21 protein-coding genes are annotated in these 24,427 nt (G+C 70.9%); 20 read left to right on the plus strand and 1 reads right to left on the minus strand.

Annotation, left to right across the window (positions count from 1 at the left end; genetic code table 11):
• Window positions 1-46 precede the first annotated feature (46 nt).
• Window positions 47-349: a hypothetical protein gene (locus ACPPVX_RS21945; protein WP_426572715.1), complete on the minus strand. Its 303-nt coding sequence runs from the start codon at window positions 347-349 to the stop codon at window positions 47-49.
• 367 nt (window positions 350-716) lie between these two features.
• On the opposite strand from ACPPVX_RS21945, the gene ACPPVX_RS21950 reads away from it, so the two are divergent.
• From ACPPVX_RS21950 to ACPPVX_RS22045, 20 genes are all read left to right on the plus strand, one after another.
• On the plus strand, window positions 717-3,599 hold the full coding sequence (locus ACPPVX_RS21950) for a collagen-like triple helix repeat-containing protein (RefSeq protein ID WP_426572716.1): 2,883 nt from the start codon (window positions 717-719) through the stop codon (window positions 3,597-3,599).
• Window positions 3,600-3,634: 35 nt separating this feature from the next.
• Window positions 3,635-5,434 carry a hypothetical protein gene (locus tag ACPPVX_RS21955; RefSeq protein WP_426572717.1) on the plus strand — a complete coding sequence of 600 codons (1,800 nt, stop codon included), beginning with the start codon at window positions 3,635-3,637 and terminating at the stop codon, window positions 5,432-5,434.
• 333 nt (window positions 5,435-5,767) lie between these two features.
• Window positions 5,768-6,907 carry a glutamate--cysteine ligase gene (locus ACPPVX_RS21960; protein ID WP_426572718.1) on the plus strand — a complete coding sequence of 380 codons (1,140 nt, stop codon included), beginning with the start codon at window positions 5,768-5,770 and terminating at the stop codon, window positions 6,905-6,907.
• Window positions 6,904-8,097, plus strand: a complete 1,194-nt coding sequence (locus ACPPVX_RS21965; RefSeq protein WP_426572719.1) for an amidohydrolase — start codon at window positions 6,904-6,906, stop codon at window positions 8,095-8,097. The genes ACPPVX_RS21960 and ACPPVX_RS21965 overlap by 4 nt, the downstream gene beginning before the upstream one ends.
• A gap of 34 nt (window positions 8,098-8,131) precedes the next feature.
• Window positions 8,132-9,163, plus strand: a complete 1,032-nt coding sequence (queA, locus tag ACPPVX_RS21970; RefSeq protein WP_426572720.1) for a tRNA preQ1(34) S-adenosylmethionine ribosyltransferase-isomerase QueA — start codon at window positions 8,132-8,134, stop codon at window positions 9,161-9,163.
• Window positions 9,160-10,281 (plus strand): tRNA guanosine(34) transglycosylase Tgt, encoded by a 1,122-nt coding sequence (tgt, locus tag ACPPVX_RS21975; RefSeq protein WP_426572721.1) that lies wholly within the window; start codon window positions 9,160-9,162, stop codon window positions 10,279-10,281. The genes queA and tgt overlap by 4 nt, the downstream gene beginning before the upstream one ends.
• 68 nt (window positions 10,282-10,349) lie before the next feature.
• Complete coding sequence (gene yajC, locus ACPPVX_RS21980) at window positions 10,350-10,712, plus strand: preprotein translocase subunit YajC (RefSeq protein WP_426572722.1); 363 nt, start codon at window positions 10,350-10,352, stop codon at window positions 10,710-10,712.
• Window positions 10,709-12,463 (plus strand): protein translocase subunit SecD, encoded by a 1,755-nt coding sequence (gene secD, locus ACPPVX_RS21985; RefSeq protein ID WP_426572723.1) that lies wholly within the window; start codon window positions 10,709-10,711, stop codon window positions 12,461-12,463. The genes yajC and secD overlap by 4 nt, the downstream gene beginning before the upstream one ends.
• Window positions 12,460-13,983 carry a protein translocase subunit SecF gene (gene secF, locus ACPPVX_RS21990; protein ID WP_426572724.1) on the plus strand — a complete coding sequence of 508 codons (1,524 nt, stop codon included), beginning with the start codon at window positions 12,460-12,462 and terminating at the stop codon, window positions 13,981-13,983. Before secD ends, secF begins: the two co-directional genes overlap by 4 nt.
• Window positions 13,983-14,513 carry an adenine phosphoribosyltransferase gene (locus ACPPVX_RS21995; RefSeq protein ID WP_426572725.1) on the plus strand — a complete coding sequence of 177 codons (531 nt, stop codon included), beginning with the start codon at window positions 13,983-13,985 and terminating at the stop codon, window positions 14,511-14,513. The genes secF and ACPPVX_RS21995 overlap by 1 nt, the downstream gene beginning before the upstream one ends.
• A 47-nt stretch (window positions 14,514-14,560) precedes the next feature.
• The gene (locus ACPPVX_RS22000) at window positions 14,561-16,786 is read left to right on the plus strand and encodes a RelA/SpoT family protein (protein ID WP_426572726.1); all 2,226 of its coding nucleotides are present in this window, start codon (window positions 14,561-14,563) and stop codon (window positions 16,784-16,786) included.
• A 67-nt stretch (window positions 16,787-16,853) separates the two neighbouring features.
• Window positions 16,854-17,771 (plus strand): alpha/beta fold hydrolase, encoded by a 918-nt coding sequence (locus tag ACPPVX_RS22005; RefSeq protein ID WP_426572727.1) that lies wholly within the window; start codon window positions 16,854-16,856, stop codon window positions 17,769-17,771.
• A gap of 50 nt (window positions 17,772-17,821) precedes the next feature.
• Window positions 17,822-19,099 (plus strand): histidine--tRNA ligase, encoded by a 1,278-nt coding sequence (gene hisS, locus ACPPVX_RS22010; protein WP_426572728.1) that lies wholly within the window; start codon window positions 17,822-17,824, stop codon window positions 19,097-19,099.
• Complete coding sequence (aspS, locus tag ACPPVX_RS22015; protein WP_426572729.1) at window positions 19,096-20,904, plus strand: aspartate--tRNA ligase; 1,809 nt, start codon at window positions 19,096-19,098, stop codon at window positions 20,902-20,904. The genes hisS and aspS overlap by 4 nt, the downstream gene beginning before the upstream one ends.
• Window positions 20,905-20,986: 82 nt before the next feature.
• On the plus strand, window positions 20,987-21,385 hold the full coding sequence (locus tag ACPPVX_RS22020; protein ID WP_426572730.1) for a DUF4234 domain-containing protein: 399 nt from the start codon (window positions 20,987-20,989) through the stop codon (window positions 21,383-21,385).
• Window positions 21,386-21,497: 112 nt separating this feature from the next.
• Window positions 21,498-22,010, plus strand: coding sequence for a DUF1003 domain-containing protein (locus ACPPVX_RS22025; RefSeq protein WP_426572731.1), 513 nt, complete (start codon window positions 21,498-21,500; stop codon window positions 22,008-22,010).
• Window positions 22,011-22,013: 3 nt separating this feature from the next.
• Complete coding sequence (locus ACPPVX_RS22030) at window positions 22,014-23,336, plus strand: replication-associated recombination protein A (RefSeq protein ID WP_426572732.1); 1,323 nt, start codon at window positions 22,014-22,016, stop codon at window positions 23,334-23,336.
• A complete protein-coding gene (locus ACPPVX_RS22035; RefSeq protein WP_426572733.1) occupies window positions 23,333-23,710 on the plus strand; it encodes a hypothetical protein in 378 nt (125 codons plus the stop codon). The genes ACPPVX_RS22030 and ACPPVX_RS22035 overlap by 4 nt, the downstream gene beginning before the upstream one ends.
• A 3-nt stretch (window positions 23,711-23,713) precedes the next feature.
• Window positions 23,714-24,082 carry a hypothetical protein gene (locus ACPPVX_RS22040; RefSeq protein ID WP_426572734.1) on the plus strand — a complete coding sequence of 123 codons (369 nt, stop codon included), beginning with the start codon at window positions 23,714-23,716 and terminating at the stop codon, window positions 24,080-24,082.
• Between the two features lie 43 nt (window positions 24,083-24,125).
• A complete protein-coding gene (locus ACPPVX_RS22045; protein WP_426572735.1) occupies window positions 24,126-24,329 on the plus strand; it encodes a hypothetical protein in 204 nt (67 codons plus the stop codon).
• Window positions 24,330-24,427: the final 98 nt, after the last annotated feature.

A 24,427-nucleotide genomic window follows, 5' to 3' on the forward strand; every position in this document is an offset into this window, starting at 1 on the left:
CGGCGGCTGGCTCTCGTGGACCGTTGCTTCCTGAGGGCGCGTCGGGTCAGGGGATCTCGGTGCCGTCGGGGCGGTGGGTGTGCCAGCGGCCGCTGGCGTCGCGGTGGGTGCCGCAGCGGTACGTGGAGGCCTGAGGGGTGTGGCTCTCGGCGTCGACTTGCTCGTCATGCGTGTTGAGCCAGGCGCAGATGGCGGGGGCTCGGCCGGCGGAGGCGAGGGAGTCGACGGGTTCGTTGCGGGGGTGGTGGCGGACGGCGGAGACGCCGCGGCGAGCCCCGTAGCCAGCGGCATCGAGCTGCCCGGGCCCCAGGCGGAGGACTGGCTCGCGCCAACATCGTGCGAGCCCCAACCTGTGATGTCTGCGGGCCCGCAATCGTGCCCAGCACGTTGACCTGCGCAGCGAGGCGCCCTCGGGTCCGCGTTGGGCGCGAGGCCCGGCATGTAGCCTCCCTGCGAAGGCGGCGCTCATCTGTGCGGCGGGGAACGTAGAGGGCCCGCGAACACGGGCTGGCGTGACCCGGCGGAGGGACGGCATGGCTCCGCCGCACTCAAGGATCACGACAGGAGGGTTCATGACTGACCCCGTGCATGCTGACGCCCCGGCGGCGACCGCTACGACCGCTACGACCGCTACCCCCGAGGTCCCAAGGGACCCGCTGCTGTGGAGGCAGACCGTCACGGAGACGAATGGGGGCATTGCGACGACCGTGCACACGGTGGCCACCGGCTACCGCGAAGCGACGCTGCAGGGTGTCGATGGCGACGCCACCGTGATCGGTCAGCCCCTGCCGATCGACCTCGGTGCGGACACCGCCGACCAGACCGTCATCTACGCCGACATCCTGTACCTGCAGTCGGGTGCGACGTACTCGTGGCCCGGGAAGGCGGTGACGATCGTCGCCCGCCAGCTCGGAATGACCTCCGCGAACGGGGAGTACGCGGTGCTGACCGTCTCGGGTGCGGACGGGCTCCCGCCAGAGACGCAGACACCGGTGGCCCCTGGGCCACCGCCTCAAGCAGACCAGGGTCCCGCCGGAGGCAAGGGCGCCGAGGGCGTAGCTGGGCAGGCAGGCGTAGCTGGCGCCGACGGCAACCCCGGCCAAGACGCCGGGTCCATCACGATCGTCACCGCCTGGGTGCTCGGCATGCTGCTGCTCGACGTCAGCGCCGCCGGAGGAAACGGCTCCAACGCGTTCGACGGTCAAGATGGGCAAGACGGCGGCCAGGGTGGCGACGAGGGGCCCGAGGAAGTGCCCGTCGGGATGACCTCACCGCCGTCGAAACCCCCCGCTCGCTCCCTCGGCGGCCAGGACTGGAACCCCTGGAACGGTCAAGGCGGAGCCGGGGGTGACGCCGGGCCCGGCGGGGCAGGCGGGAACGGCGGCAACGGTGGGGCGGTCACCATCGCAGCCAACCTGTTCGTCGATCCGGCCAAGGTGAACGTCGCCGGTGGCCAGGCTGGCACCAACGGTGCCGACGGCACCCCCGGAGTCGGGGGCCCTCCCGGCTACGACGGCGACGGCGGCGGCGCCCAGGGGAACCAGGCAAGCTCCCAACCTCCGCCTCAAGCTGGTCAGAACGGACCCGTCGGCTACCCAGCTGCACCGCTCACCTACCCGGCCCCGTGGGGGTTCCTGCAGCAGGCGTTCAGCGCCGACCAGGTCGGCCTGGTGCTCGCTCGGATGCAGTTCACGTACCTGGTCTGCCAGACCCTCGTGAACCCGGCCGCGAGCGACACGGACGCACAGGCGCAGCTCGAAGCGCTCGGAGCCGACGTGGAGTTCTGGGACTTGTTCATCCCCGTAGCGGGCGGGCCGGGAGCCACCCCGGCGTGGACCTCGGTCCGGGCCGTGCTCGACGACCTTCGGCTGAAGATTCAGCAGGGCCTCGACTTCTACGGACACAAGGTCAACGCCGTCCCGACGCTCGCGTGCGACGTCAGCGCGCTCGGGGCCGAGCTCGCTGCCCTGCAGAGCACGGAGACGTGGCACCAGACGCTCCAAGACGCCGTCGCCGACTACGACCAGCGCGGTGCGGACGTGCAAGCGCAGTTCACCCTCCTCGCCGACAAGTTCAACGCCGACGTGGCCCAGGAGGGCACCGACAACGCGACGCTCAGCAAGCTGCGCGACGAGATCACCACCGCAGAAGCAGCTGTCCAAGCCGCCGCCAAGACCCTGAACCAGCAGTTCACCGAGGAGCTCGCCGCAGCCGCCGGATCCTGGGATCCGGACTCCCTGCTCGCATCGCTCGGGTCGACGCTGGCGATGTACAACCCGGAGTCTGCCGGCCTCGCGTTCATGGCCGGAGGAGCCCTGTCCGGGGTCTCGTCGCTCAACACCGGCACCATCAACCTCGGTGCCGGGAACGTCAGCAGCGACCTCCTGATCGCCCAGACCAAGCAGGTCGAAGCCACCCTGGCAGGGCTGCAAGCCGGGTGGACAGGCGTCACCGGCCAAGGTCTCCTGCAACCCAACGGGAACCTCACCCTTCTGCTGGCCGAGCGCCAAAGCCTCGACACGTTCGTCACGCAGACCTTCCCCGATGACGGCGGCCTCCTCGACGCTGTCGACGCGTTCATGGACGCCGTCCAAGCGCAGAACGCCCTCGTCGTCAGCTACAACAACGCTGTCGTCGACTACCTGGGTGCACTCGCTGACAGCGTCCACGAACAGGAAGCGACCGCAACCCTCGGAAGCAACCTCGAGGCGCTCGACGCACCCGGGCTCCTGCAGCTGTCGCGCCTCGCCACCTACGCGTACACGCACCAGATGCAAGCCGTGCTCCTGGCTCTCTACCAAGCCGGCCGGGCCTACGAGTGCCTGACGCTCACGCCGTCGGACGCGCTCAGCGTGCTCGCCGGACTCGGGACGCTCGCCGGGGTCGACTCGGACGCTCTGGGTGTCTGCCTCGACACCCTCAACGCCGAACTGGTGGCGTTCCAGCAAGACCAGCCCAGCATGCCGACCACGACGAAGCTGGTGTTCACGGCCCAGGCCACAGATCCGACTACGGCCCGGCACGTGCAGAGCGTGCAGACCGGCTGGCAGACGACGTTCGTGCTCCAACCGACCACCGCGACCAACTTCATGCCCACCAACGAGCTCGCCGGCCTGTTCGACATCCGGGTCAAGGCAGTCCGCGGGTACGTGGTCGGCGCTGGGACCGACGGCGACCGGATCAACGTCGACGTCGACTCGGGCGGAGTAGCGGACGTGCAGGCCTATGCCCCGGATCAGACGCTCTTGGAGTTCGATGTCCCCGAGATGGCGTACAGCAACATCTTCTCCTACGACAACGGCAAGCGGACCGACCTCTCGTCCGCGCTCGTCGACGAGATGGCGATGCGGTGGGGAACCAGCGACGTGGACGCCATGACGGCCCCGTTGATGCCCTTGTTCGCGCTGTGGCGCCTCCAAGTCGACGACCGGACCCTCGATGTCAGCAAGGTGAGCGAGGTCTCCCTCGAGTTCGATGTCGTCTACCGCGCCCAGGCCACCCCCGCCACCACGGCGCTCAACGCCCCGGGTTCCGCCGCCGCTGCACCCGTGAACGGCGCCGCATCAGCGACTGCCCCCGCCCAGCCGAAGACGTCCTGATGCCAACCGCATCCCGGGCTCTGCACTTTGCCTTCATGCGCGCCGACCTGCTGCGGCCGGCCGTCGCCCGGATGATGAGCACAGGGACACCGTTTGCGCGCTCCCCGCTGTCGGTCCGCCCCGGTCTCACCGACCACATCAGCACGATCTTCCCGGGAAGGTGGGCGGACGTGCCCGCGCAGATGCGTGCCCGCCCCGCGGACACCTTCAAGCTGATGGAGACCATCCCGACCTCACCGCTTCCGTTCGGAACTGCCGTTCACGACCCGCGCTGGAGCGGCGACGGGCACGCGAACGTGATCTTCGGGCAGCACATGGTCGACGGCCCAGGTAGGAAGCTCGTCACCGACCTGAGGTCCCCGCTTTGGGGTACGTTCTCAGCGTTCCCGAACGGGACGATCGCGCTCACCCCTGAGCTCGGGACCGCCTTCCTCGCCGCCCCGGACAAGCCTGCATGGCTCAATGAGAACCGCCGCGATGTCGACGCCGTCCAAGCTCGAGCGTTCGACCTGGACAGCCCACCTACCAGCTTCGCCGGCTGGTTCTTCGCGCTCGGCAACGGATCCTGCGTGCAGCTCGTCCAGCATGAGCAGCGCGTCCTGCCCGACGGGTCGCTCCTGACCCTCTGGCATCCGCAGACGACGTCGTGGCACGTCTTCGACGGAGCGTTCGCGTGGGCGGAACGGTTCGACCCGGCGACCGGAATCAGGACGATGCTCGGCGTGCAGGTCGGCAAGCACGCCTGGTACGACCTCGATGGCCTGAACGTCAAAGGCGGCGGGCTGCTGCACTGGCAGTGCAACAGCGCCGGCCTGTACCACCTCGATGCCCGCGCCCGCGGCGAGAACGTCACCCCCGGGGACCTGGGGGTGGTGACCGACCCGAAGGTGTACGCGTACGGGCTTCTGCTGGCCGGCGGCGACCTGGTCTCCCCGCTGGCTGCGTCGATGCGGGAGAACCACTGGGGCTCGAACACTGCCGTCGACCGCTGCACCGTCAACGGCGAAGCCCTCGAGCGCCTCGTCGCAGGCGAACTCGAGGACTGGAAGACCGCCGGCCTGCCTCCCGCTGCAGCTGCGGGGATCACGGTGGACGGCATCGCTCAAACCCATGTCGATGCCGTGTTCGGCCCTCCCATCGGGCCGCCCGGGGCCGACCGGATCCCAGACCTCGTCACCGACCTCACCCGCTACACGCGTTCCCAGCAAGCCTGGGACCGAGTGCGCGATGACGTCCTCAGCATCGCTGCCGCTTCGCTCGGCGCTGACGTCGGCAGACGTTCACGCAGCGAACTGCTCAGCGGGCTCCTCAACGACCCGGCCAGCGCCGCGGCGGTTCGGGCCTCGGTAGCAGCGCACCTGCTTGATCCGGTGACCGACTCGCTCTTCGATGAGCTGGCGACCATCACCACCGACCCCCGGACGATCGAGCAGTTCTCCAACATCGCCAACTTGTCGTTCCACGAGCAGGTGACCGCGCCGCTGCTAGCACCTGACGGGGCGCTCCGGGCCGCAATGGACATGCAGGTGCTCGCCGCCCAGGTGAAGGTGCTCGACGTCGAGAAGGTCAACGCGGAGTGGGCAGAGGCGCGCACCGCGGCCGTCCAGCGGGCTCAAGACCTAGCGCAGCTACAAGCCCACCAGCCGCAGGAACCGGAAGCTGAACGTGCGTGGGAGGAGGCGGTCACCGAAGCTGAGGCGGAGACGGCCGCAGCCGACGAGAGAGCGGACCGGCTCGAAGAACAGCACAGCGACCTCACCGAGTTTGCTGAACGCGACCGCCGCGAGCAAGAACATGAGCAGCACTCGGCCGGCGAGATGTTCCCTGAGAGGTAGCCGGCCGCAGGTCGTCAGCCGCGCAAGCGAGTAGGGCAGGAGGCTCCTGGCACCTCGGCATCTGAGGCCGGGATTACCGGAAGTCCCGCCGCTCGTGTGTCCCGGATGCGCGTTGGTCGACCTGCGACACGCCGTGGCACAACGGGCCACCTCTACATCGTGTGCCCGTGCCATACCCCTTGTTTCTGCGCAATCAACGCGCGAGACAAGTCGTACGAAGGGGGTCTGACAGCCGAGCGCTGCTTCCGCCCCTGTCATGCCATGTCCGATTCAGCTAGGGGATGGAGCTCGGTCTCGTCCCGACCAGCCACCAGGCGCCGTTAGCCTTCGGAGGTGCAGATCGAGTTCAACGCCTCTCCGGGGCCGAGCCTGGGCATCGAGGTGGAGCTCGAGCTGATCGACGTGCGCACGGGCGAGCTTGCGTCGGCGGCGTCGGAGATCCTGGCCGAGCTCGGTGCCGGCCATCCCGGTGGCGAGCACCCCAAGGCCAAGCACGAGCTGTTCGAGTGCTGCATCGAGATCATCACCGGGGTGTGCACCACCGTGGCCGAGGCCCGCGCCGACCTCGAGGCCACGTTGGGCGAGGTCCGCGCCGCCGCCACCGCCCGGGGGCTGACGGTGGTGTGCTCGGGGAGCCACCCGTTCTCGCTGCCGGGCGAGCAGCGGGTCAGCCCGAGCGAGCGCTACGACCGCCTCGTCGACGAGATGCAGTGGATGGCCCGGCGGCTGCAGATCTTCGGCGTGCACGTGCACGTCGGGGTGCGGTCGGCCGAGAAGGCGGTGGCCATCACGAACGGGCTGTCCGCGTACATCCCGCACTTCCTCGCCCTGTCGGCGTCGAGCCCCTACTGGGAGGGCCACGACACCGGGCTTGCCTCGAGCCGCTCGAAGGTGTTCGAGGGGCTGCCCACCGCCGGGCTCCCGGCCGACATCGAGACCTGGGCCGACTTCGAGGAGTACATGTCCACGCTGGTCGCCGCCGAGGCCATCTCCACGGTCCGCGAGGTGTGGTGGGACATCCGGCCGCACCCCGACTTCGGCACGGTCGAGCTCCGGATGTGCGACGGGATGGCCACCATGACGGAGATCGCGGCCGTGGCCGCCCTGGCCCAGAGCCTGGTGCTGCACCTCGACGGCCTCCACGACGACGACCTCGCCCCCGGCCGCCAGCGCCCGTGGATCCTCCGGGAGAACAAGTGGCGGGCCGGCCGCTACGGGATCGAGGCGGGCTTCATCGTCGATGAGAAGGGCACGGTGGCGCCCGCCCGGGTCGACATCGATCGGCTGGTCGCACTGGTGACGCCCCAGGCCGAGCAGCTGGGGTGCGCCGACGAGCTGGCCGACATCCGCCGGATCCTCGAGCACGGGCCGAGCTACCAGCGCCAGCGCGCGGCGTCCGACGGGGGCAAGAACCTGTGGGCCGTCGTCGACCAGCTGGCGCGCGAGCTGGCGTCCGACGAGATGGCGCCATGAGCGGGTCCGAGGAGCGCGTCGTCGCCGCGGTCAGCGCGCTCGAGCCCGAGCTGATCGCGCTGCGCCGAGACCTCCACGCCCATCCCGAGCCGTCGTGGGAGGAGCACCGCACCACGGCGCGGCTGCTCGACGTGCTCCAGGCCGCGGGGCTCCCGGCCCGCGTGGGTCCCACCGGCACGGGCGTCATCTGCGACATCGGCACCGATGGTCCGCTCGTCGCCATCCGCGGCGACATCGACGCCCTGCGGATGCAGGACACGAAGGAGGTGCCGTACCGGTCCACGGTCGACGGGCTCTGCCACTCGTGCGGCCACGACCTGCACGCCTCGTCCGTGGTCGGCGCCGCCATCGCCCTGCACCACGAGCTCGGGCAGCCCGGCGCCACCGGTCGGGTCCGGATCATCCTGCAGCCGGCCGAGGAGTCGGTGCCCGGCGGCGCCACCGCCCTGGTGGCCGCCGGCGTGGTCGACGACGTCCACACCGTGTTCGCCCTGCACGCCGACCCCTCCCGTCCGGTGGGCGACGTCGGGGTCAGCGCCGGTGCCATCACGTCGGCGGCCGATCAGGTCGAGATCCGCCTCTTCGGCCCGGGCGGCCACACCGGCCGCCCCCACCAGACCGCCGACCTGGCCCACATCGCGGCGCGCGTGGTGGTCGACCTGCCCATGAGCCTCGGCCGCCTGTCCGATCCGCGCGACGGGCTGAACCTCACCTTCGGGTCGATCCAGGTGGGCGACGCCCCGAACGTGATCGCCACCGAGGCCCGCCTGCTCGGCTCGCTCCGCGCGTCGGGCCGCGGCGCGTGGGAGGCCGCCCCGCACCACATCGCCCGCCTCCTGCCCGCCATCGTCGAGCCGCTCGGCGCCACCTGGGAGCTCGACCACCAGACCGGCGCACCACCGATCGTCAACGACCCGTGGGCGGTCGACATGATCCGCCAGGCCGCGATGGGGGTGCTGGGCGACGACCACGTCGGCCCCACCGAGCAGAGCGCCGGCGGCGAGGACTTCTCCTGGTACGGCGACCACGCGCGCCTGGGCTACTTCCGCCTCGGCGTGTGGGACCCGGCCCGGCTCCGCGTCGACCTCCATGCGGGGGGCTTCGACCTGCACGAACAGGCCATCGGCTTGGGCGCTCAGGTGCTGGCCTCGGCCGCGCTGCGGGCGCTGGCCGACCTGGCCTCTTCCTGACCCGCCCCACCGGCCCGATACGCTCACCGGCCCGATGGACACCACCGAGCTGGACTACGAGCTGCCGGCGTCGGCCATCGCCCAGGCTCCGGTGGAGCCCCGGGACTCGGCCCGGCTCCTGGTGGCGGGCGCCCCGTCGGGGGCCGTGCAGCACCGCACCGTGGCCGACCTGCCCGGTCTGCTCGACCCCGGGGACCTGCTCGTGGTCAACGACACCCGGGTCATCCCGGCGCGGCTGCACCTGCGCAAGCCCACGGGGGGCGCGGTCGAGGTGCTGCTCCTCGAGCGGCGGCCCGAGGGCCACTGGGAGGCGCTGGTCCGGCCCAGCCGGCGCGTGCCCGACGGCACCGTCCTGGTCCCCGATGCGCCGGTGGGCGACGACCTCACCGTCGAGGTGGGGCCGGTGCTCGGCGACGACGGCCGCCGGGCCGTCACCGTCCACGGCGGCACCGACGACGATCTCGCCGTGCTGGCCAGGGTGGGGGAGGTGCCGCTGCCTCCGTACATCCACGAGCCCCTGGCCGACCCCGACCGCTACCAGACCGTCTACGCCCAGCGCCCGGGCTCGGTGGCCGCCCCCACCGCGGGCCTGCACCTCACCGATGCCGTGCTGGACGCCTGCCGTCGCAAGGGCGTGCGGGTGGCCACCGTCGACCTCCAGGTGGGCCTGGGCACGTTCCGGCCCATCACCGCCGACCGGGTCGAGGACCACCCGATGCACGCGGAGCGCTACCGGATCCCCGACGACACGCTCGCCGCCCTCGACGCGGTGACCGGCCAGGTGGTGGCGGTGGGCACCACCGTGACCCGGGCCCTGGAGGCGTGGGCCCTCACCGGCGCCGCCACCGACAGCACCAGCCTGTTCATCCGCGACGACTTCCGCTTCCAGGTGGTCGACCGGCTCCTGACCAACTTCCACGTGCCCCGATCGTCGCTGCTCGCGCTCGTCGAGTCGTTCGTCGGGCCGCGCTGGAAGGACCTGTACCGTTCGGCGCTCGACGAGGGCTACCGGTTCCTCTCGTTCGGCGATGCCATGCTGCTCGACCGCCGGGACGGGGTCTCGTGAAGCTCACCATCGACATCGAAGCCACCGACGGCGCCGCCAGGACCGGCACCATCACCTCGGCGCGCGGCGTGCTGCCCACGCCGCTGTTCATGCCCGTGGGCACGCGGGCCTCGGTCAAGGCGCTCGACGCCGCCGACCTCGAGGCCATGGGGATCCCGCTGATCCTCGCCAACACGTACCACCTGATGCTGCGGCCCGGTGCCGACCTGGTGGCCGACCTCGGCGGCCTCCACCGGTTCATGGACTGGGGCGGCCACGTCCTCACCGACTCGGGCGGCTACCAGATCTTCTCGCTCGAACCGAAGGTCACCGACGAGGGCGCCACGTTCCGATCGACCTACGACGGCTCGACGCACCGGCTCACGCCGGAGTCGGCCGCCCAGATCCAGTCGAAGCTGGGTGCCGACATCCAGATGGTGCTCGACGTGTGCCCTCCGCTGCCCTCGGCCCCGCGGGTCATCAAGGCCGCGGTCGACCGCACCCACGCCTGGGGGCGGCGGGGGCGGGCGGCGTTCCTCGACGGGGCCGGGTGGCGCACCGACCGCGGGCTCGACCAGGCCCAGTTCGGCATCGTGCAGGGTGGGACCGATCTCACCCTGCGGGTCGAGAGCGCACAGCGCACGGTGGAGACCGGCTTCGACGGCTACGCCATCGGCGGCCTGTCCGTGGGGGAGCCCCGCGAGGAGATGCTCCCGGCCCTCGCCGCCGCGCTGGAGCACCTGCCGGCAGACCAGCCCCGCTACCTCATGGGCGTGGGCGATCCGGCCAGCATCGTCGAAGCCGTCGGCCTCGGCGTCGACCTGTTCGACTGCGTCCTGCCCACCAGGCACGCCCGTCACGGCACCGTGCTCACCTCCCAGGGCCGCCTCTACATCAAGAACCTGGTGCACGAGCGCGACGAGGGCCCGCTCGACCCGTCGTGCGGCTGCCGCGTGTGCGCCCGCTGGTCGCGCGCCTACCTCCGGCACCTCCACCGCCTGGGTGAGCCCACCGCGGCGCGCCTGCTCACCATCCACAACGTGGCCTGGCTGTCCGACCTGGTCGTGGGCCTGCGGGCGGCCGTTCGCGAGGGCCGGTTCGACCAGGCCCGCCGGGCCGTGCTGGATGTGTGGGGATGAAGCCGGTGGTGCATGCGGCGCGCACTAGGGTTCCCGAGGCTTTTTCCCGTACGTGAACGGACCCTTCGTTGCCCGCCCTGATCCTGACGCTCCTGCTGATCCCCGTCTTCTGGGCGTTGATCGTGCGACCCCAACAGAAGCGCCAGCGAGTCCATGCGATGCTGGTGGACTCGCTCGTCGCGGGCGATCGGGTCGAAGCGTTCAGCGGGATCCACGGAACCCTCGTCGAGGTCGGCGATGAGACCGTGCGAATCGAAGTGGCGGACGGAGTGGTACTGACGATGGCCCGGTTGGCCATCTCCACCCGGCTGGAAGACGATGAAGATGGCGAAGGCGACGATGAACAGGATGACGACGTGGACCAGCAGCTGACCGGGTCGACGGACGGCGCCGACGAGGCGACCGCAACGATCGAAGGAGAGCAGTCGTGAGCAGCCGCCGGAACCTGTGGATCTCGCTGATCCTCACGGTCCTCGCCTCCTTCAGCGCGGTCCTGGCCGCCCACCTGACCGACACCACGCCGACGCTGGGCCTCGACCTGCAGGGCGGGTTCTCCGTGGTCCTCCAGGCCCGCGAGGTCAACGGCCAGCTCCCCTCCGAGGAGAGCGTCGAGAAGGCCAAGGACATCATCCGCCAGCGCGTCGACGGCCTCGGCGTCGCCGAGCCCGAGATCGTCCGCCAGGGCCGCACGGTCATCGTGCAGCTCCCTGGCGTGACCGATCGGGCCAAGGCCGAGCAGGTGGTGGGCTGCACCGCCAAGCTCGAGTTCCGGCCCGTGCTGTCGCGCGAGGCGAACCCCGACGCGCCGCCGCTCCCGGGCGAGACCACCACCACGTCGCCCAAGACCACGACCACCACGAAGGCCGGCTCCAAGTCCACCACCACGACCGGCGCCACCACCACGACCTCGGGCGATGGCACGGGCGAGACGGGCGCCGGCGCGGTCGGCCTGAGCGCGGGCGAGGGCGCGCTGCCCGGCCAGTTCGCCCCCACCACCACGACCACGACGGCGCCGCCCACCACCACCACGGCCCCGCCGGCCACCACCACGACGGCCCCGAGCGCCACCACCACCACGGCTGCGGGCGACGCCACCACCAACAGCAGCTCGCCGGCGGCCGGCTGCAAGTCGGGTGCGGCCTCCGGCGGCGGCTCGAGCGCCACCACCACGGCCCCGCTCGCCCCCGGCACCGAGGTCGTCCCGTCCAAGGACGGCCAGACGCTCTACACGCTGGGCCCGGTCGGGTTCACCGGTGACGCCCTGAGCAAGGCCGAGGCGGCCCTGCAGGAGGCGTGGGCGGTCAACGTCTCGGTCAAGGGGTCGAAGCAGACCCTGGCCAACCAGACGTTCAACGCCTGCCACGACGGCGCGGCCACCTGTCCGGCGTCGGCCGGCGACGGCACGAACGGCGCCGTGGCCATCGTCCTCGACGGCCAGGTGCTGTCGGCGCCGGCGGTCCAGGGCTCCGACCTGGCCAGCAACAACTTCACGATCAGCGGGAGCTTCACCCAGAGCGAGGCCAAGGAGCTGGCCCTCGTCCTGCGCTACGGCTCGCTCCCCGTCGAGTTCGACCAGGTCGCGCTGCAGCAGGTCTCGGCCACGCTCGGCACCGACTCGCTGCACGCCGGCCTGCTGGCCGGCGCCGTGGGCATCGCCCTCGTGGCCGTCTACATGCTCCTCTACTACCGGGGCCTCGGCCTGGTGGTCATCGCCGGCCTCACCGTGTGGGGTGGCTTCATGTACGGCCTGGTGTGCTGGCTGTCCGCGAGCCAGGGGCTCGCGCTCACGTTGTCGGGCATCATCGGCATCGTCGTGTCCGTGGGCACCACCGTCGACTCGTACGTCGTGTACTTCGAGCGAATGCGCGATGAGGTGAGATCCGGGCGCAGCGTCCGGAGCTCCACGGAACGGGGCTTCAACAGCGCCATCCGGACCATCATCACCGCCGACGTGGCCTCGTTCCTCGGTGCGTTCCTGCTCTGGTGGCTCACGGTCGGCCCCGTGCGCGGCTTCGCCTTCTTCCTCGGCATCTCGGTCGTCCTCGACCTGTTCGTCGCCTACTTCTTCACCCGCCCGGTCGTGGCCCTGCTGAGCCGCAACAAGCGGATGTCCGAATCGCGGTTCCTCGGCATGGACAGCTCGCAGCAACGAGCCATCGAGCAGGCGGGAGCCAAGGCGTGAGCAACGACGACATCGACGGCACCGAAGACGCCGTGAACGAGCCCACCGAAGCCCCGACCGAGACCGAGCCCGTCGAGGACGAGGTCGACTCGGTCGCCGACCTCGAGGCCATCGCGGCCATCCCGGTCCGGCACCGGAGCGGCTTCTCGCGGCTGTACCACGGCGAGACCAACATCAACTTCATCGGCCGGTGGAAGCTCTGGTTCGGCATCTCCGCCGTCTTCTTGCTCATCGGCCTGGTCGCGCTGGTCGGCAACGGCCTCAACCTCGGCATCGACTTCACCGGCGGCACGGTCTGGGAGGTCCCGGCCGGCAAGGCCGACGTCGCCGAGGTCACCAAGGCCATGGGCGACCTCGGCTACAACGACGTCCAGGTCCAGCTGGTCACCCAGGGCACCGGGTCGGGTGAGAAGAAGCTCCTGCGCGTCGAGGCCGAGGCCTCGTCCAGCCCCGACAAGGCCACCACCAAGGCGCTCGACCAGGCCTCGTCCGACCTCAGCTCGATCAAGTCGAAGCTCAAGGGCGAGTCGAAGTCGAAGGTCGACGCCGTGCAGGCCAACCTCGACAGCGTCGACGGGCCGTTCAAGGAGGCCGTCCCGACGCCGCTCAAGACCCTCCAGAGCCAGATCGACGACCTCTCCAAGAGCGTCAGCGACGGCAAGGCCACCGACAAGGTCGTGACGGCGTCCACCGCCGACATGCAGAAGCAGGTGAGTGCCCTCGACGCCCTCGAGCAGGCAGAGGTCGAGCGGGTGGGGCAGGCCGTCACCAAGGAGCTGGCCTCGCTCACCGGGTCCAACGTCAAGGACGTCACGGTCGACACCGTGGGCCCGTCGTGGGGCCAGCAGATCTCCGCCAAGGCCCGCACGGCGCTGATCGTGTTCCTGATCGTGATCAGCCTCTACATCACGCTGCGGTTCGAGTTCCGGATGGCCATGGCCACCCTGGCGGCCCTGGTGCACGACCTGCTGATCGTGGTGGGCATCTACGCCATCTTCCAGTTCCCGGTCACACCGGCCACCGTGATCGCGCTGCTCACCATCTTGGGCTTCTCGATCTATGACGGCATCGTGGTGTTCGACCGCGTCGACGAGAACACCAAGCTGCTCGGGCGCAAGGCCAAGATGACCTACTCCGAGATGGCGAACATGTCGCTCAACCAGGTGCTGATGCGGTCGCTCAACACCTCGATCACGGCCCTGCTCCCGATCTTCACCGTGCTGGTGCTGGGCTCGTTCGTCCTGGGTGCCACCACGCTCGAGGAGTTCGGCTTGGCCCTGTTCCTCGGTCTGCTGTCGGGTGCCTACTCGTCGATCTTCATCGCCACCCCGATGCTGGCGATCCTGAAGGAGCGCGAGCCCCGCTACCGCGAGCTGCGCGAGCGGGTCGACAAGCACGCGTCCACCGAGGCCGACCTGGTGGCGGCGTTCGCCACCACGGGCGCGGAGGCGGGCGGACGCACGGTGGCGGGCGACGGTGGCGTCGTCCCCAAGGCCCGCAAGCAGGGCAAGAAGCGCTGATGACGCACCCCGCGGTCGTGCTCACCGACTTCGTGCGCGACATCCCCGACTTCCCCAAGCCGGGTGTCGGCTTCAAGGACATCACGCCGCTGCTCGCCGACGCGTCGGCGCTGGCGGCCGCGGTCGACGGCCTCTGCACCCCGTTCGCCGAGCTGGGCATCACCAAGGTGGTGGGCATGGAAGCGCGCGGGTTCATCTTCGCTGCCCCCGTGGCGGTCGGCCTGGGTGCCGGGTTCGTGCCCGTGCGCAAGGCCGGCAAGCTGCCGTGGCAGGTCAACCGCCAGTCCTACGAGCTCGAGTACGGGACCGACCTGCTCGAGATCCACCAGGACGCGGTGAGCGCCGACGATCGGGTCCTGATCGTCGACGACGTGCTGGCCACCGGCGGCACCGCAGCCGCCACCGAGAAGCTGCTCGCGCAGTGCGGCGCGTCGGTCGTGGCCTTCGCCTTCGTCATCGAGCTCGCCTTCCTCGGCGGTCGGGCCCCCCTGGGCGACGCCGCCATCACCTCGCTCATCACCTACTCCTGAGCCGGGGCACCGCGATGACGGGTTGCTGCCACCCGTAGGCTGAGGCCATGTCCACCGTCAGCAGGGTGCTTCCCTGGCGCCGATCGAGCGCCCCGGCCTCGGTCGAGCTCGCGCCCCTGCTGGCCACGTTCCGGAGCCACCACCCCAAGACGTCCACCGTCCTGATCGCCCAGGCCTACGAGCTGGCGGCGGCGGCCCACGAGGGCCAGTCCCGCAAGAGCGGCGAGCCCTACATCCACCACCCGCTGTCCGTGGCGCGGATCGTGGCCGACCTCGGGCTCGACGACGTGACCGTGGCGGCGGCCCTGCTGCACGACTCCGTCGAGGACACGGGCGTCACGCTCGAGCAGGTGGCGGCCCAGTTCGGTGACGAGGTGGCCGGCATCGTCGACGGCGTCACCAAGCTCGATCGGGTCCAGTTCGACTCCAAGGCCGCCCAGCAGGCGGCGTCGATGCGCAAGATGCTCGTCGCCATGGCCAAGGACCTGCGGGTCCTCATGATCAAGCTGGCCGACCGGCTCCACAACATGCGCACGCTCGGGGCCATGCCGCCGGAGAAGCAGGCCCGCATCGCCCGCGAGACGCTCGACGTGTACGCGCCGCTGGCCCACCGCCTCGGCATGCAGGACCTCAAGCAGCAGCTCGAGGACCTCAGCTTCGCCACGCTCCACCCCAAGCAGTACGCCGAGATCGACTACATGGTCACCACCCGGTCGCCTGAGCGCGAGCTGTATCTCGAGCAGGTCCTCGAGGAGGTGCGCCAGCGCCTCGCCGAGCTGGGCGTCGAGGCCGATGTCAGCGGCCGGCCGAAGCACCTCTGGAGCATCTACGAGAAGATGGTCGTGAAGGGCCGCCAGTTCGACGACATCTACGACCTCGTCGGCATCCGGGTCCAGGTCGACTCGGTGCGCGACTGCTACGCCGCCCTCGGATCGATCCACGCCACCTGGCGCCCGGTGCAGGGACGGTTCAAGGACTACGTGGCCATGCCCAAGTTCAACCTGTACCAGTCGCTGCACACCACGGTGATCGGGCCCCAGGGCAAGCCCCTCGAGGTGCAGCTGCGCACCAACGAGATGCACCAGCGCGCCGAGTTCGGCGTCGCCGCCCACTTCGCCTACAAGCGGGGCACGCCGTCCGACGAGCTGGCGTGGCTCAACCGCATCGTCGACTGGGAGCAGGAGACGTCGGACCCCGAGCAGTTCATGGAGACCCTCAAGGTCGACCTCGAGCAGGACGAGGTCTACGTCTTCACGCCCAAGGGCCGCGTGGTCACCATGGCCAAGGGCGCCACGCCCATCGACTTCGCCTACGCGGTCCACACCGAGGTGGGGCACGCGTGCGTCGGCGCCCGGGTCAACGGCCGGCTGGTCTCGCTGAGCCACCAGCTCACGTCCGGCGACACCTGCGAGATCTTCACCTCCAAGGTCGAGGGCTCCGGTCCCAGCCGCGACTGGCTGCAGATCGTGCAGACGCCGCGGGCGGCCAACAAGATCCGCCAGTGGTTCTCCCGGGAGCGCCGGGAGGACGCCAAGGAGACCGGCCGCGAAGACTTCCAGAAGCAGCTGCGCAAGGAGGGCTTGCCCACGCAGAAGCTCCCGCACGGCGTGCTCGAGGAGGCGGCGATCGACCTCAACTACGTCGACGTCGACGCGCTCTACACGGCCATCGGCGAGCACCACGTCTCGCCCGAAGCGGTGGTGGCCCGGGTCAGCCGGCTGCTGCGCTCGGGCGATCCCGAGCGCGAGGAGCAGCTGCCCACCTCGGTCACCCGCACCTCCACCATGCGGACCAACCGCACGGGCGCCGGCGTCCACGTCGAGGGGCTCGACGACGTGATGGTCCGGCTCTCGCGGTGCTGCACCCCGGTGCCGGGCGACGAGATCATCGGCTTCGTCACGCGGGGGCGGGGCGTGTCGGTCCACCGCGCCGACTGCGCCAACGCCGCGTCGCTCCAGGCCGGCCAGCGAGACCGCCTCATGGAGGTCGAGTGGGACAGCGACCTGTCGGGGGGCATCTTCGTGGCCTCCATCGAGGTCCGCTCCCTCGACCGGCCCGGCCTGCTCGGCGACGTCTCGGGCGTGCTGGCCGAGCACAAGGTCAACATCATCGCCTGCAACATGAAGACCGATCGGGACCGGATGGCGTCGATGCGCTTCGATTGCGAGCTGGGCGATCCGTCCCACCTCGACGCCGTGCTCGGCCGCATCCGCGGGATCGACGGCGTGTACCAGAGCTACCGGGTGCTGCCCGGCGCCGGCACCACGCCCTGACCACCGCTCGGCCCCGCGAGGCGCCGGGAACTGAGCCGCTCCGGGAGCGCTGGTCTACGGTCCGACCATGGTTGCCGACGTGGACTTCTTGATCGCCGACGACGCCCCGAGCTGGTTCCGGCGAGCGCTGCACACCCCCTTCTTCGACGAGCACGTCGAGGTCGACGGGGCCCAGATCCACTACCTGGCCTGGGGCGAGCCGGGCCGCCGGGGCCTGGTGTTCGTGCACGGCGGGGCCGCTCACGCCCACTGGTGGACCCACGTGGCGGCCAGCTTCTCGCGCCAGTACCGCGTGGTCGCCATCGACCTGTCGGGCCACGGCGACAGCGAGCACCGGCCCGAGTACTCGCTCGAGCAGTGGGCCTCGGAGGTGGTCGCCGTCGCCGCCGATGCGGGCATCGACGGCGCCCCGGTCGTGGTGGGCCACAGCATGGGCGGGTTCGTGAGCATCGCCACGGGCGCGCTGTACCCCGACGATCTGGCCGGCGTGATCGTCCTCGACTCGCCGGTGGCCGAGCCGGCCCACGAGATCGGTGTCGCCAACGCCAAGCAGGCGTTCGGCGTGCCGCGGGTGTACCCCACGGCGGAAGAGGCGCTGGCGCGCTTCCGCACCATCCCGCCGCAGGACGACTCGCTGCCGTACATCATCAAGCACGTCGCGTTCCGCTCCCTCCACGAGGTGCCCGGCGGCTACAGCTGGAAGTTCGACCACAACGTGTTCGGCGCGTTCAAGGAGAGCATCCGCGCCGTGGCGCTGCCGTACCTGCCGCGGGTGGCCTGCCGGTTCGCGCTGCTGCGCGCCGAGTTCGGCCTCGTCACCCACGACATCGGCGACTCCATGTACGAGATGCTGGGCCGGAGCGCGCCTGTGATCGAGATCCCCGAGGCCGGCCACCACGGGATGCTCGACCAGCCGCTGCTCGTGACCATGGCGGTGCGGACGCTGCTCGCCGACTGGGACCACTCCACGCCGCAGCGCCGCTAGCGCGATCACGTTTCGGGCTGGTCAGGGGCGGGCGGTAGCCTCGACTCCTCATGGCACGAGCGAAGTTCCAGGCACCGAAGGGGACCCAAGACGTCCTCCCTCCGGTCTCAGCCCGGTGGGAACGCCTGCTCGCCACCTATGCGCAGACCGTCGAGCGGGCCGGCTACGGCCTGGTCCAGTCGCCGATGTTCGAGGAGATCGGGGTCTTCCAGCGCGAGTCCGAGGGGGCCGACGCGGTCCGCAAGGAGATGTACGACTTCGACGACAAGGGTGGCCGCCGCATCGCCCTGCGCCCCGAGGGCACGGCGTCGATCGTGCGGGCGTTCGTCCAGCACCAGCCCGCCGCCCCGTGGAAGGTCTGGTACGCCACACCGGCGTTCCGCTACGAGAACGTCCAGTCGGGCCGGTACCGCCAGCACCACCAGGTGGGCCTCGAGGTGCTCGGCTCCGCCGACCCCGAGGTCGACGTCGAGGTCATCACCGTGGCCTGGGAGTTCCTCCAGGCCCTCGGCCTGCGCCGGGTCGACCTCCTGCTCAACACCATGGGCACCGCCGATGACCGGATCCGGTACGTCGAGGTGCTCCGGGCGTTCCTCCAGGACCGCATCGGCGACCTCGCCGAGGAGGACCGCGAGAAGGTCGAGCGCCACCCCATGCGGGTCCTCGACTCCAAGCGCACCGAGACCCGGCGCGCCACCGCCGACGCGCCGGCCATCGCCGACCACCTCTCGCCCGAGAGCGCCGAGCACTTCGACCGGGTGAAGGCGGGCCTCGGTGCTGCGGGCATCCCGTTCGTCCTGGCCCCCCGGCTGGTCCGCGGCTTCGACTACTACACCCACACCACCTTCGAGCTGGTCCCTGCGCTCGTCGACAGTGCCCAGTCCACCATCCTCGGCGGCGGCCGCTACGACGGGCTGGTCGAGGAGCTCGGTGGCCCGCCCACGCCGGGCATTGGCTTCGGCTCGGGCATCGAGCGCCTGCTCATCGCCTGCGACGCCGAGGAGGTGTTCCCCGGGCCCACCGCCCGCGTCGACGTGTTCGTGGTCGACGTCACCGGACAGGCCCAGGCCGGTCCGATCACCGCCGCGCTCCGGGCCGCCGGCATCCGCTGCGACCGCACGTTCGACGCCAAGGGCATGCGGGCCCAGATGAAGGCGGCCGACCGCTCGGGCGCCAGCCACGCCGTGATCGTCGGCGAGCAGGAGCTGGCCGACGGCACCGCGACCATCCGCCCCCTCCGCGCCGAGTTCGGCGACCACCAGGACGCGGTCGACCGCGACGACCTGATCTTCCACCTCTCCACCCTGCTCACCAAGGACCCCTCATGACCACCGCCGTAGGCCTGCGCACCCACCGATCCGGGGAGCTGACCGAGGAGAGCATCGGCGACGAGGTCATCCTTTGCGGATGGGTGGCCAAGCGCCGCGACCACGGCGGGGTGGCCTTCATCGACCTGCGCGACGCCAGCGGTGTGGTGCAGGTCGTCATCCACGACGAGGCCGTCGCCCACCCCCTGCGCTCCGAGTTCTGCCTGCGCATCGTGGGCACGGTGACGCACCGCCCGGAGGGCAACGACAACCCCAACCTGGCCACGGGCACGATCGAGGTCGAGGCGTCCACGGTCGAGGTCCTGAGCGAGGCGGCCGTCCTGCCGTTCCCGATCGAGGAGCACGAGGCCACACCGGTCTCCGACGAGATCCGCTACAAGTACCGCTACCTCGACCTGCGCCGCGCCGAGTCCGCGGCGGCCATCCGCCTGCGCAGCGACGTCAACCAGGCCGCCCGGTCCGTGCTGCTGGGCGATGGCTTCGTCGAGGTCGAGACGCCCACGCTCACCCGCTCCACGCCGGAAGGCGCCCGCGACTTCGTCGTCCCGGCCCGCCTGCAGCCCGGCGCCTGGTACGCCCTGCCCCAGAGCCCGCAGCTGTTCAAGCAGCTGCTGATGGTGGCCGGTCTGGAGCGGTACTTCCAGATCGCCCGCTGCTACCGCGACGAGGACTTCCGGGCCGACCGCCAGCCCGAGTTCACGCAGCTCGACGTCGAGATGAGCTTCGTGGAGGAGGACGACGTGATCGCCCTCGGCGAGCGCATCGTGGCCGCGCTGTGGTCGTTGATCGGCTACGAGATCCCGCTCCCGATCCCGCGCATCACCTACGCCGAGGCCATGCGCCGCTACGGCTCCGACAAGCCCGACCTGCGCTTCGGCGTGGAGCTGGTCGACTGCACCGAGTACTTCTCCGGCACCGAGTTCGGCGTGTTCCAGTCGGAGCACGTCGGCGCCGTGGTCATGCCGGGCGGCGCCTCGCAGACCCGCAAGGTGCTCGACGCCTGGCAGGACTGGGCCAAGGCGCGCGGCGCTCGCGGCCTCGCCTACGTCCTGGTCGGCGACGACGGCGAGCTGAAGGGCCCGGTGGCCAAGAACATCTCCGACGCCGAGCGGGCCGGCCTGGCCGCGCACTGCGGCGCCGAGCCCGGCGACTGCATCTTCTTCGGCGCCGGGACCGAGCGGTCGGCGAAGGCCCTGCTCGGTGCCGCCCGCCTCGAGATCGGGCGCCGCAGCGACCTCATCGACGACGACGCCTGGGCGTTCACCTGGGTGGTCGACGCCCCGATGTTCGAGCCCGTCGGCGAGACCGACGACGTGGCGGTCGGCTCGGGGGCCTGGACCGCCGTGCACCACGCGTTCACGTCGCCCAAGGCCGAGCACCTCGACATGTTCGACACCGACCCGGCCTCGGCCCTGGCCTACGCCTACGACATCGTCTGCAACGGCAACGAGATCGGCGGCGGCTCCATCAGGATCCATCGCCGCGACGTCCAGTCGCGGGTCTTCGAGGTCATGGGCCTCGGGCCGGAAGAGGCCGAGGAGAAGTTCGGCTTCCTGCTGGAGGCGTTCAAGTACGGCGCGCCGCCCCACGGCGGCATCGCCTTCGGGTGGGACCGCATCTGCGCCCTCCTCACGGGCGCGTCGTCGATCCGGGAGGTCATCGCCTTCCCCAAGACCGGTGGCGGCTTCGACCCGCTGACCAGCGCGCCGGCGCCGATCACGCCCGCCCAGCGCAAGGAAGCGGGCGTCGACTTCGTGCCGGAGCCGGTGGCGGCCGCCACGGTCGCCGCGCCTGCCCCGGCCTGATCCCACCCGGTCACCTCGTTCCGTGGCGATGGTCACGTAGAGTGCGCGCACGCACTCCAGCGACACAGAAGGTGGGAATCAGATGGGACCCGTTGGCAAGACGCGGTCGCCCTGGGCGATCATCGGTCTGAGCATCATCACGCTCGGCATCTACAGCCTGTACTGGCAGTACGCCACGTTCAAGGAGATGAAGGAGAACTCCGGACAGGGCATCGGCGGCGGCATCGGCTTGGTCCTGGCGATCTTCCTGCCGTTCGTGAACGTCTTCGTCATGCCCCACGAGGCGGGCCAGCTGTACCAGCGCCAGGGCAAGGAGCCGCCCCTGTCGGCGCTCACCGGCCTCTGGATCCTGCTCCCGATCATCGGCGCGTTCGTCTGGCTCTTCAAGGTCCAGGGCCGCCTCAACGACTTCTGGGACTCCGCCCCGCCGCTGACCGAGGGCTTCGCCACCCCGCCCGCGCCGCCCGCTCCGGCCGTCTGAACCCAGGGTTCTCCGAGTGGTGCCGGGGGCTCGCGCCCCGGCACCGTCGCGCCCGGTGACCGGCTGCGATACCCATCCCCGGTACCACCGGACCAGGCGGTAGCGTCTTCGCGTGCAAACGACCGTCAGCCGCCGTGGGTCCAAGCGAGACCTCTCGACGCCCCGCCACGGGGATCGGTTCGGGTCGTACTACGACCCGGAGGGCTTCGGTCGCTTCAGCGAGCGCATCGCCCACACCATGGGCACGGCCCGGTTTTTGGTCATCCAGACGGTCTTCGTCATCGGCTGGATCACCTGGAACCTGCTCGCTCCGGACGGGTGGACGATCGACGTCTACCCGTTCATCCTGCTGAACCTCATGTTCTCGACCCAGGCCGCCTACGCGGCGCCGCTGATCCTGCTGGCCGAGACGCGCCAGGCCGATCGCGACCGGTCCGAGGCGGCCGAGGACCGCCGCCGAGGCGCCGAGGTCAAGGCCGACCTCGACTTCTTGGCGCGCGAGATGGCCAGCCTGCGCCTGCGGGTGGTCGACTCCGACGACCTCGCCCGGGTGGAGGCCAAGCTGGACCGCCTGCTCGGGCTCACCGAGGGCAAAGAGGCCAGGGCCGACGACGGCGCGTCGTGACCCGTGGCTGACGATCTCTTCTCCTCCTCGGTCGAGGACCAGCTGGCCCGGCGGGCGCCGCTGGCCGACCGGCTCCGGCCCCGCACGCTCGACGACATCGTCGGCCAGGACCACCTGATCGGGCCCGGCCAGCCGCTGCGGGTGCTCATCGAGGCCGACCGCCTGTCGTCGGTGATCCTCTGGGGCCCGCCCGGCACGGGCAAGACCACCCTGGCCCGGGTGATCGCCGGGCACACGTCGAAGGCGTTCGAGACCCTGTCGGCGGTGACCGCCGGCGTGAAGGACGTGCGAGACGTCACCGGCCGCGCCCAGCAGCGGCTGGGCGAGCGCCAGCAGGGCACGATCCTCTTCCTCGACGAGGTCCACCGCTTCAACAAGGCCCAGCAGGACGCCCTGCTCCCGTCGGTGGAGAGCGGGCTGATCATCCTCATCGGGGCCACCACCGAGAACCCGTACTTCGAGGTCAACCCGCCGCTGCTCAGCCGATCGACGCTGTTCCGCCTCAACGCCCTCGACGATGCCGCGGCGCGGAAGCTGATCGCCAAGGCCCTGCAGTCCGAGGGGGTCGGTGCCGACGACGATGCCGTCGAGCACCTGGCCGCCCGGGCCAACGGCGACGGCCGCCACACCCTCACCAGCCTGGAGGTGGCGGTCGCCCTGGCCCAGCAGCGGTCGGGCACCGCCGGGGGAGCGGCGACCATCACGCTCGCCGATGCCGAGGCCGCCCTCGGCACCAAGGCGCTCCGGTACGGCCGCGACGACCACTACGACGTGATCTCGGCCTTCATCAAGAGCATCCGCGGCTCCGATCCCGACGCCGGCCTCTACTGGCTCGCCACCATGCTCGAAGCAGGCGAGGACGCCCGCTTCATCGCTCGGCGCCTGGTGATCCTGGCCTCCGAGGACGTGGGCGAGGCCGACCCGCTCTCGCTGCTCGTGGCCACCGCCGCGGCCCAGGCCGTCGAGTACGTGGGCCTGCCCGAGGCCCAGCTCAACCTGGCCCAGGCCGTGGTCCACCTCGCCACCGCGCCCAAGTCGAACCGGGCCTACACCGCCATCGCCGCGGCGCGGGCCGACGTGCGCGAGCGGCCCTCATCGGGGGTGCCGCCCCACCTGCGCGACGCCCACTACCAGGGGGCCAAGACGATCGGCCACGGTGCCGGCTACGAGTACCCTCATGACGACCCGCGCGGCTGGGTCGATCAGTCGTACCTCCCTCCGGAGGTGGCCGATCGCCGCTACTACCAGCCGTCGCAGCACGGTCGAGAACGGGAGATCGCAGACCGCATGGCCCGCTTGCGCCAGACCACCGAGGATCCGTCGTGACCGCTGCCGTGCTGGCCGAGATGTCGGCGTCCGACCTCGCGATGGTCATCGTGACCGGCTGCAGCATCGTGGCCGTGGTGGCGGTCCTGTTCGCGCTCCAGCGGATCCTGATCGCCGTGCGCCGGGTCACCCGCACGCTCGACGAGCTCAACGCCCAGGCCCTGCCGCTCATCGAGGAGCTGGCCGACAGCCTGGCCGAGGCCAACGAGGAGCTGGCCCGGGTCGACCGCCTGGTGGGCAGCGCCGAATCGATCTCGGCCACGGTCGACGCCACGTCGAAGCTGGCCTACCGGGCGCTGTCGGCCCCGGTGATCAAGACGGTCGCCATCCGGTCCGGTGCCACCCGCGCCGCCCGCCGGATGCGGAGGGAGTAGCTCGTGTTCAAGCGGATCTTCTGGATGGGGACCGGCATGGCCGTGGGCGCCGGCGGCGCCTTCTGGGCCAAGCGCAAGGTCGAGCAGACCGTCGAGCTGTACCTGCCCGAGCAGGTGGCGGCCCGGGCGGCCACCTCGGCCAAGGGGCTGGGCGAGACGGTGCGCCAGGCCGCCAGCGAGGGCCGTGAGGCCATGCGCAGCACCGAGGCAGAGCTGCGGGCACGGGTCGAGGCGCGCACGTTCGTCGGCGACGGGCCGGTCAAGGACCAGCCGAAGGCGGTGCCGCCGACTGCTGCGGGTGCTCGACGGTCGAGCCGCACCGCCACCCAGGCCGGCGCCGGTCCGGCCGGTCGCCGCCGCTCCCGGCGCTGACCACGTGACTCCAGCGGAGCGGCCCGCACCGGGTTGGGCCTCCGTGCTGGCGGCCCTCACCGCGCTCGGGCTCGGGCTGCTCGCCGCCACCATGATGGTGGCGGGCCACCACCCGTGGGACGGTCCCGAGCTCGAAGGCCTGACCCAGACCCACGGGATCCACGAAGGCGATGCCCTGGCGATCGTCCCGCTGCTGGTGGGGGCCGGATTGGCCTGGTGGTGCTTCCGCCGGCGCCCCTCGGCCTGATCGAACGGCTGGTCGCGACCGGCCGACGCCGAGGTGGCAGCGGGTGGGATCTGCGTCGTGGCCGGTGGGGGACGACCAGTAGGGTGGTCCGACCTTGG

Origin of the sequence: Aquihabitans sp. McL0605, from assembly GCF_049993875.1 — a bacterium.
Lineage (GTDB): Bacteria > Actinomycetota > Acidimicrobiia > Acidimicrobiales > Iamiaceae > Aquihabitans.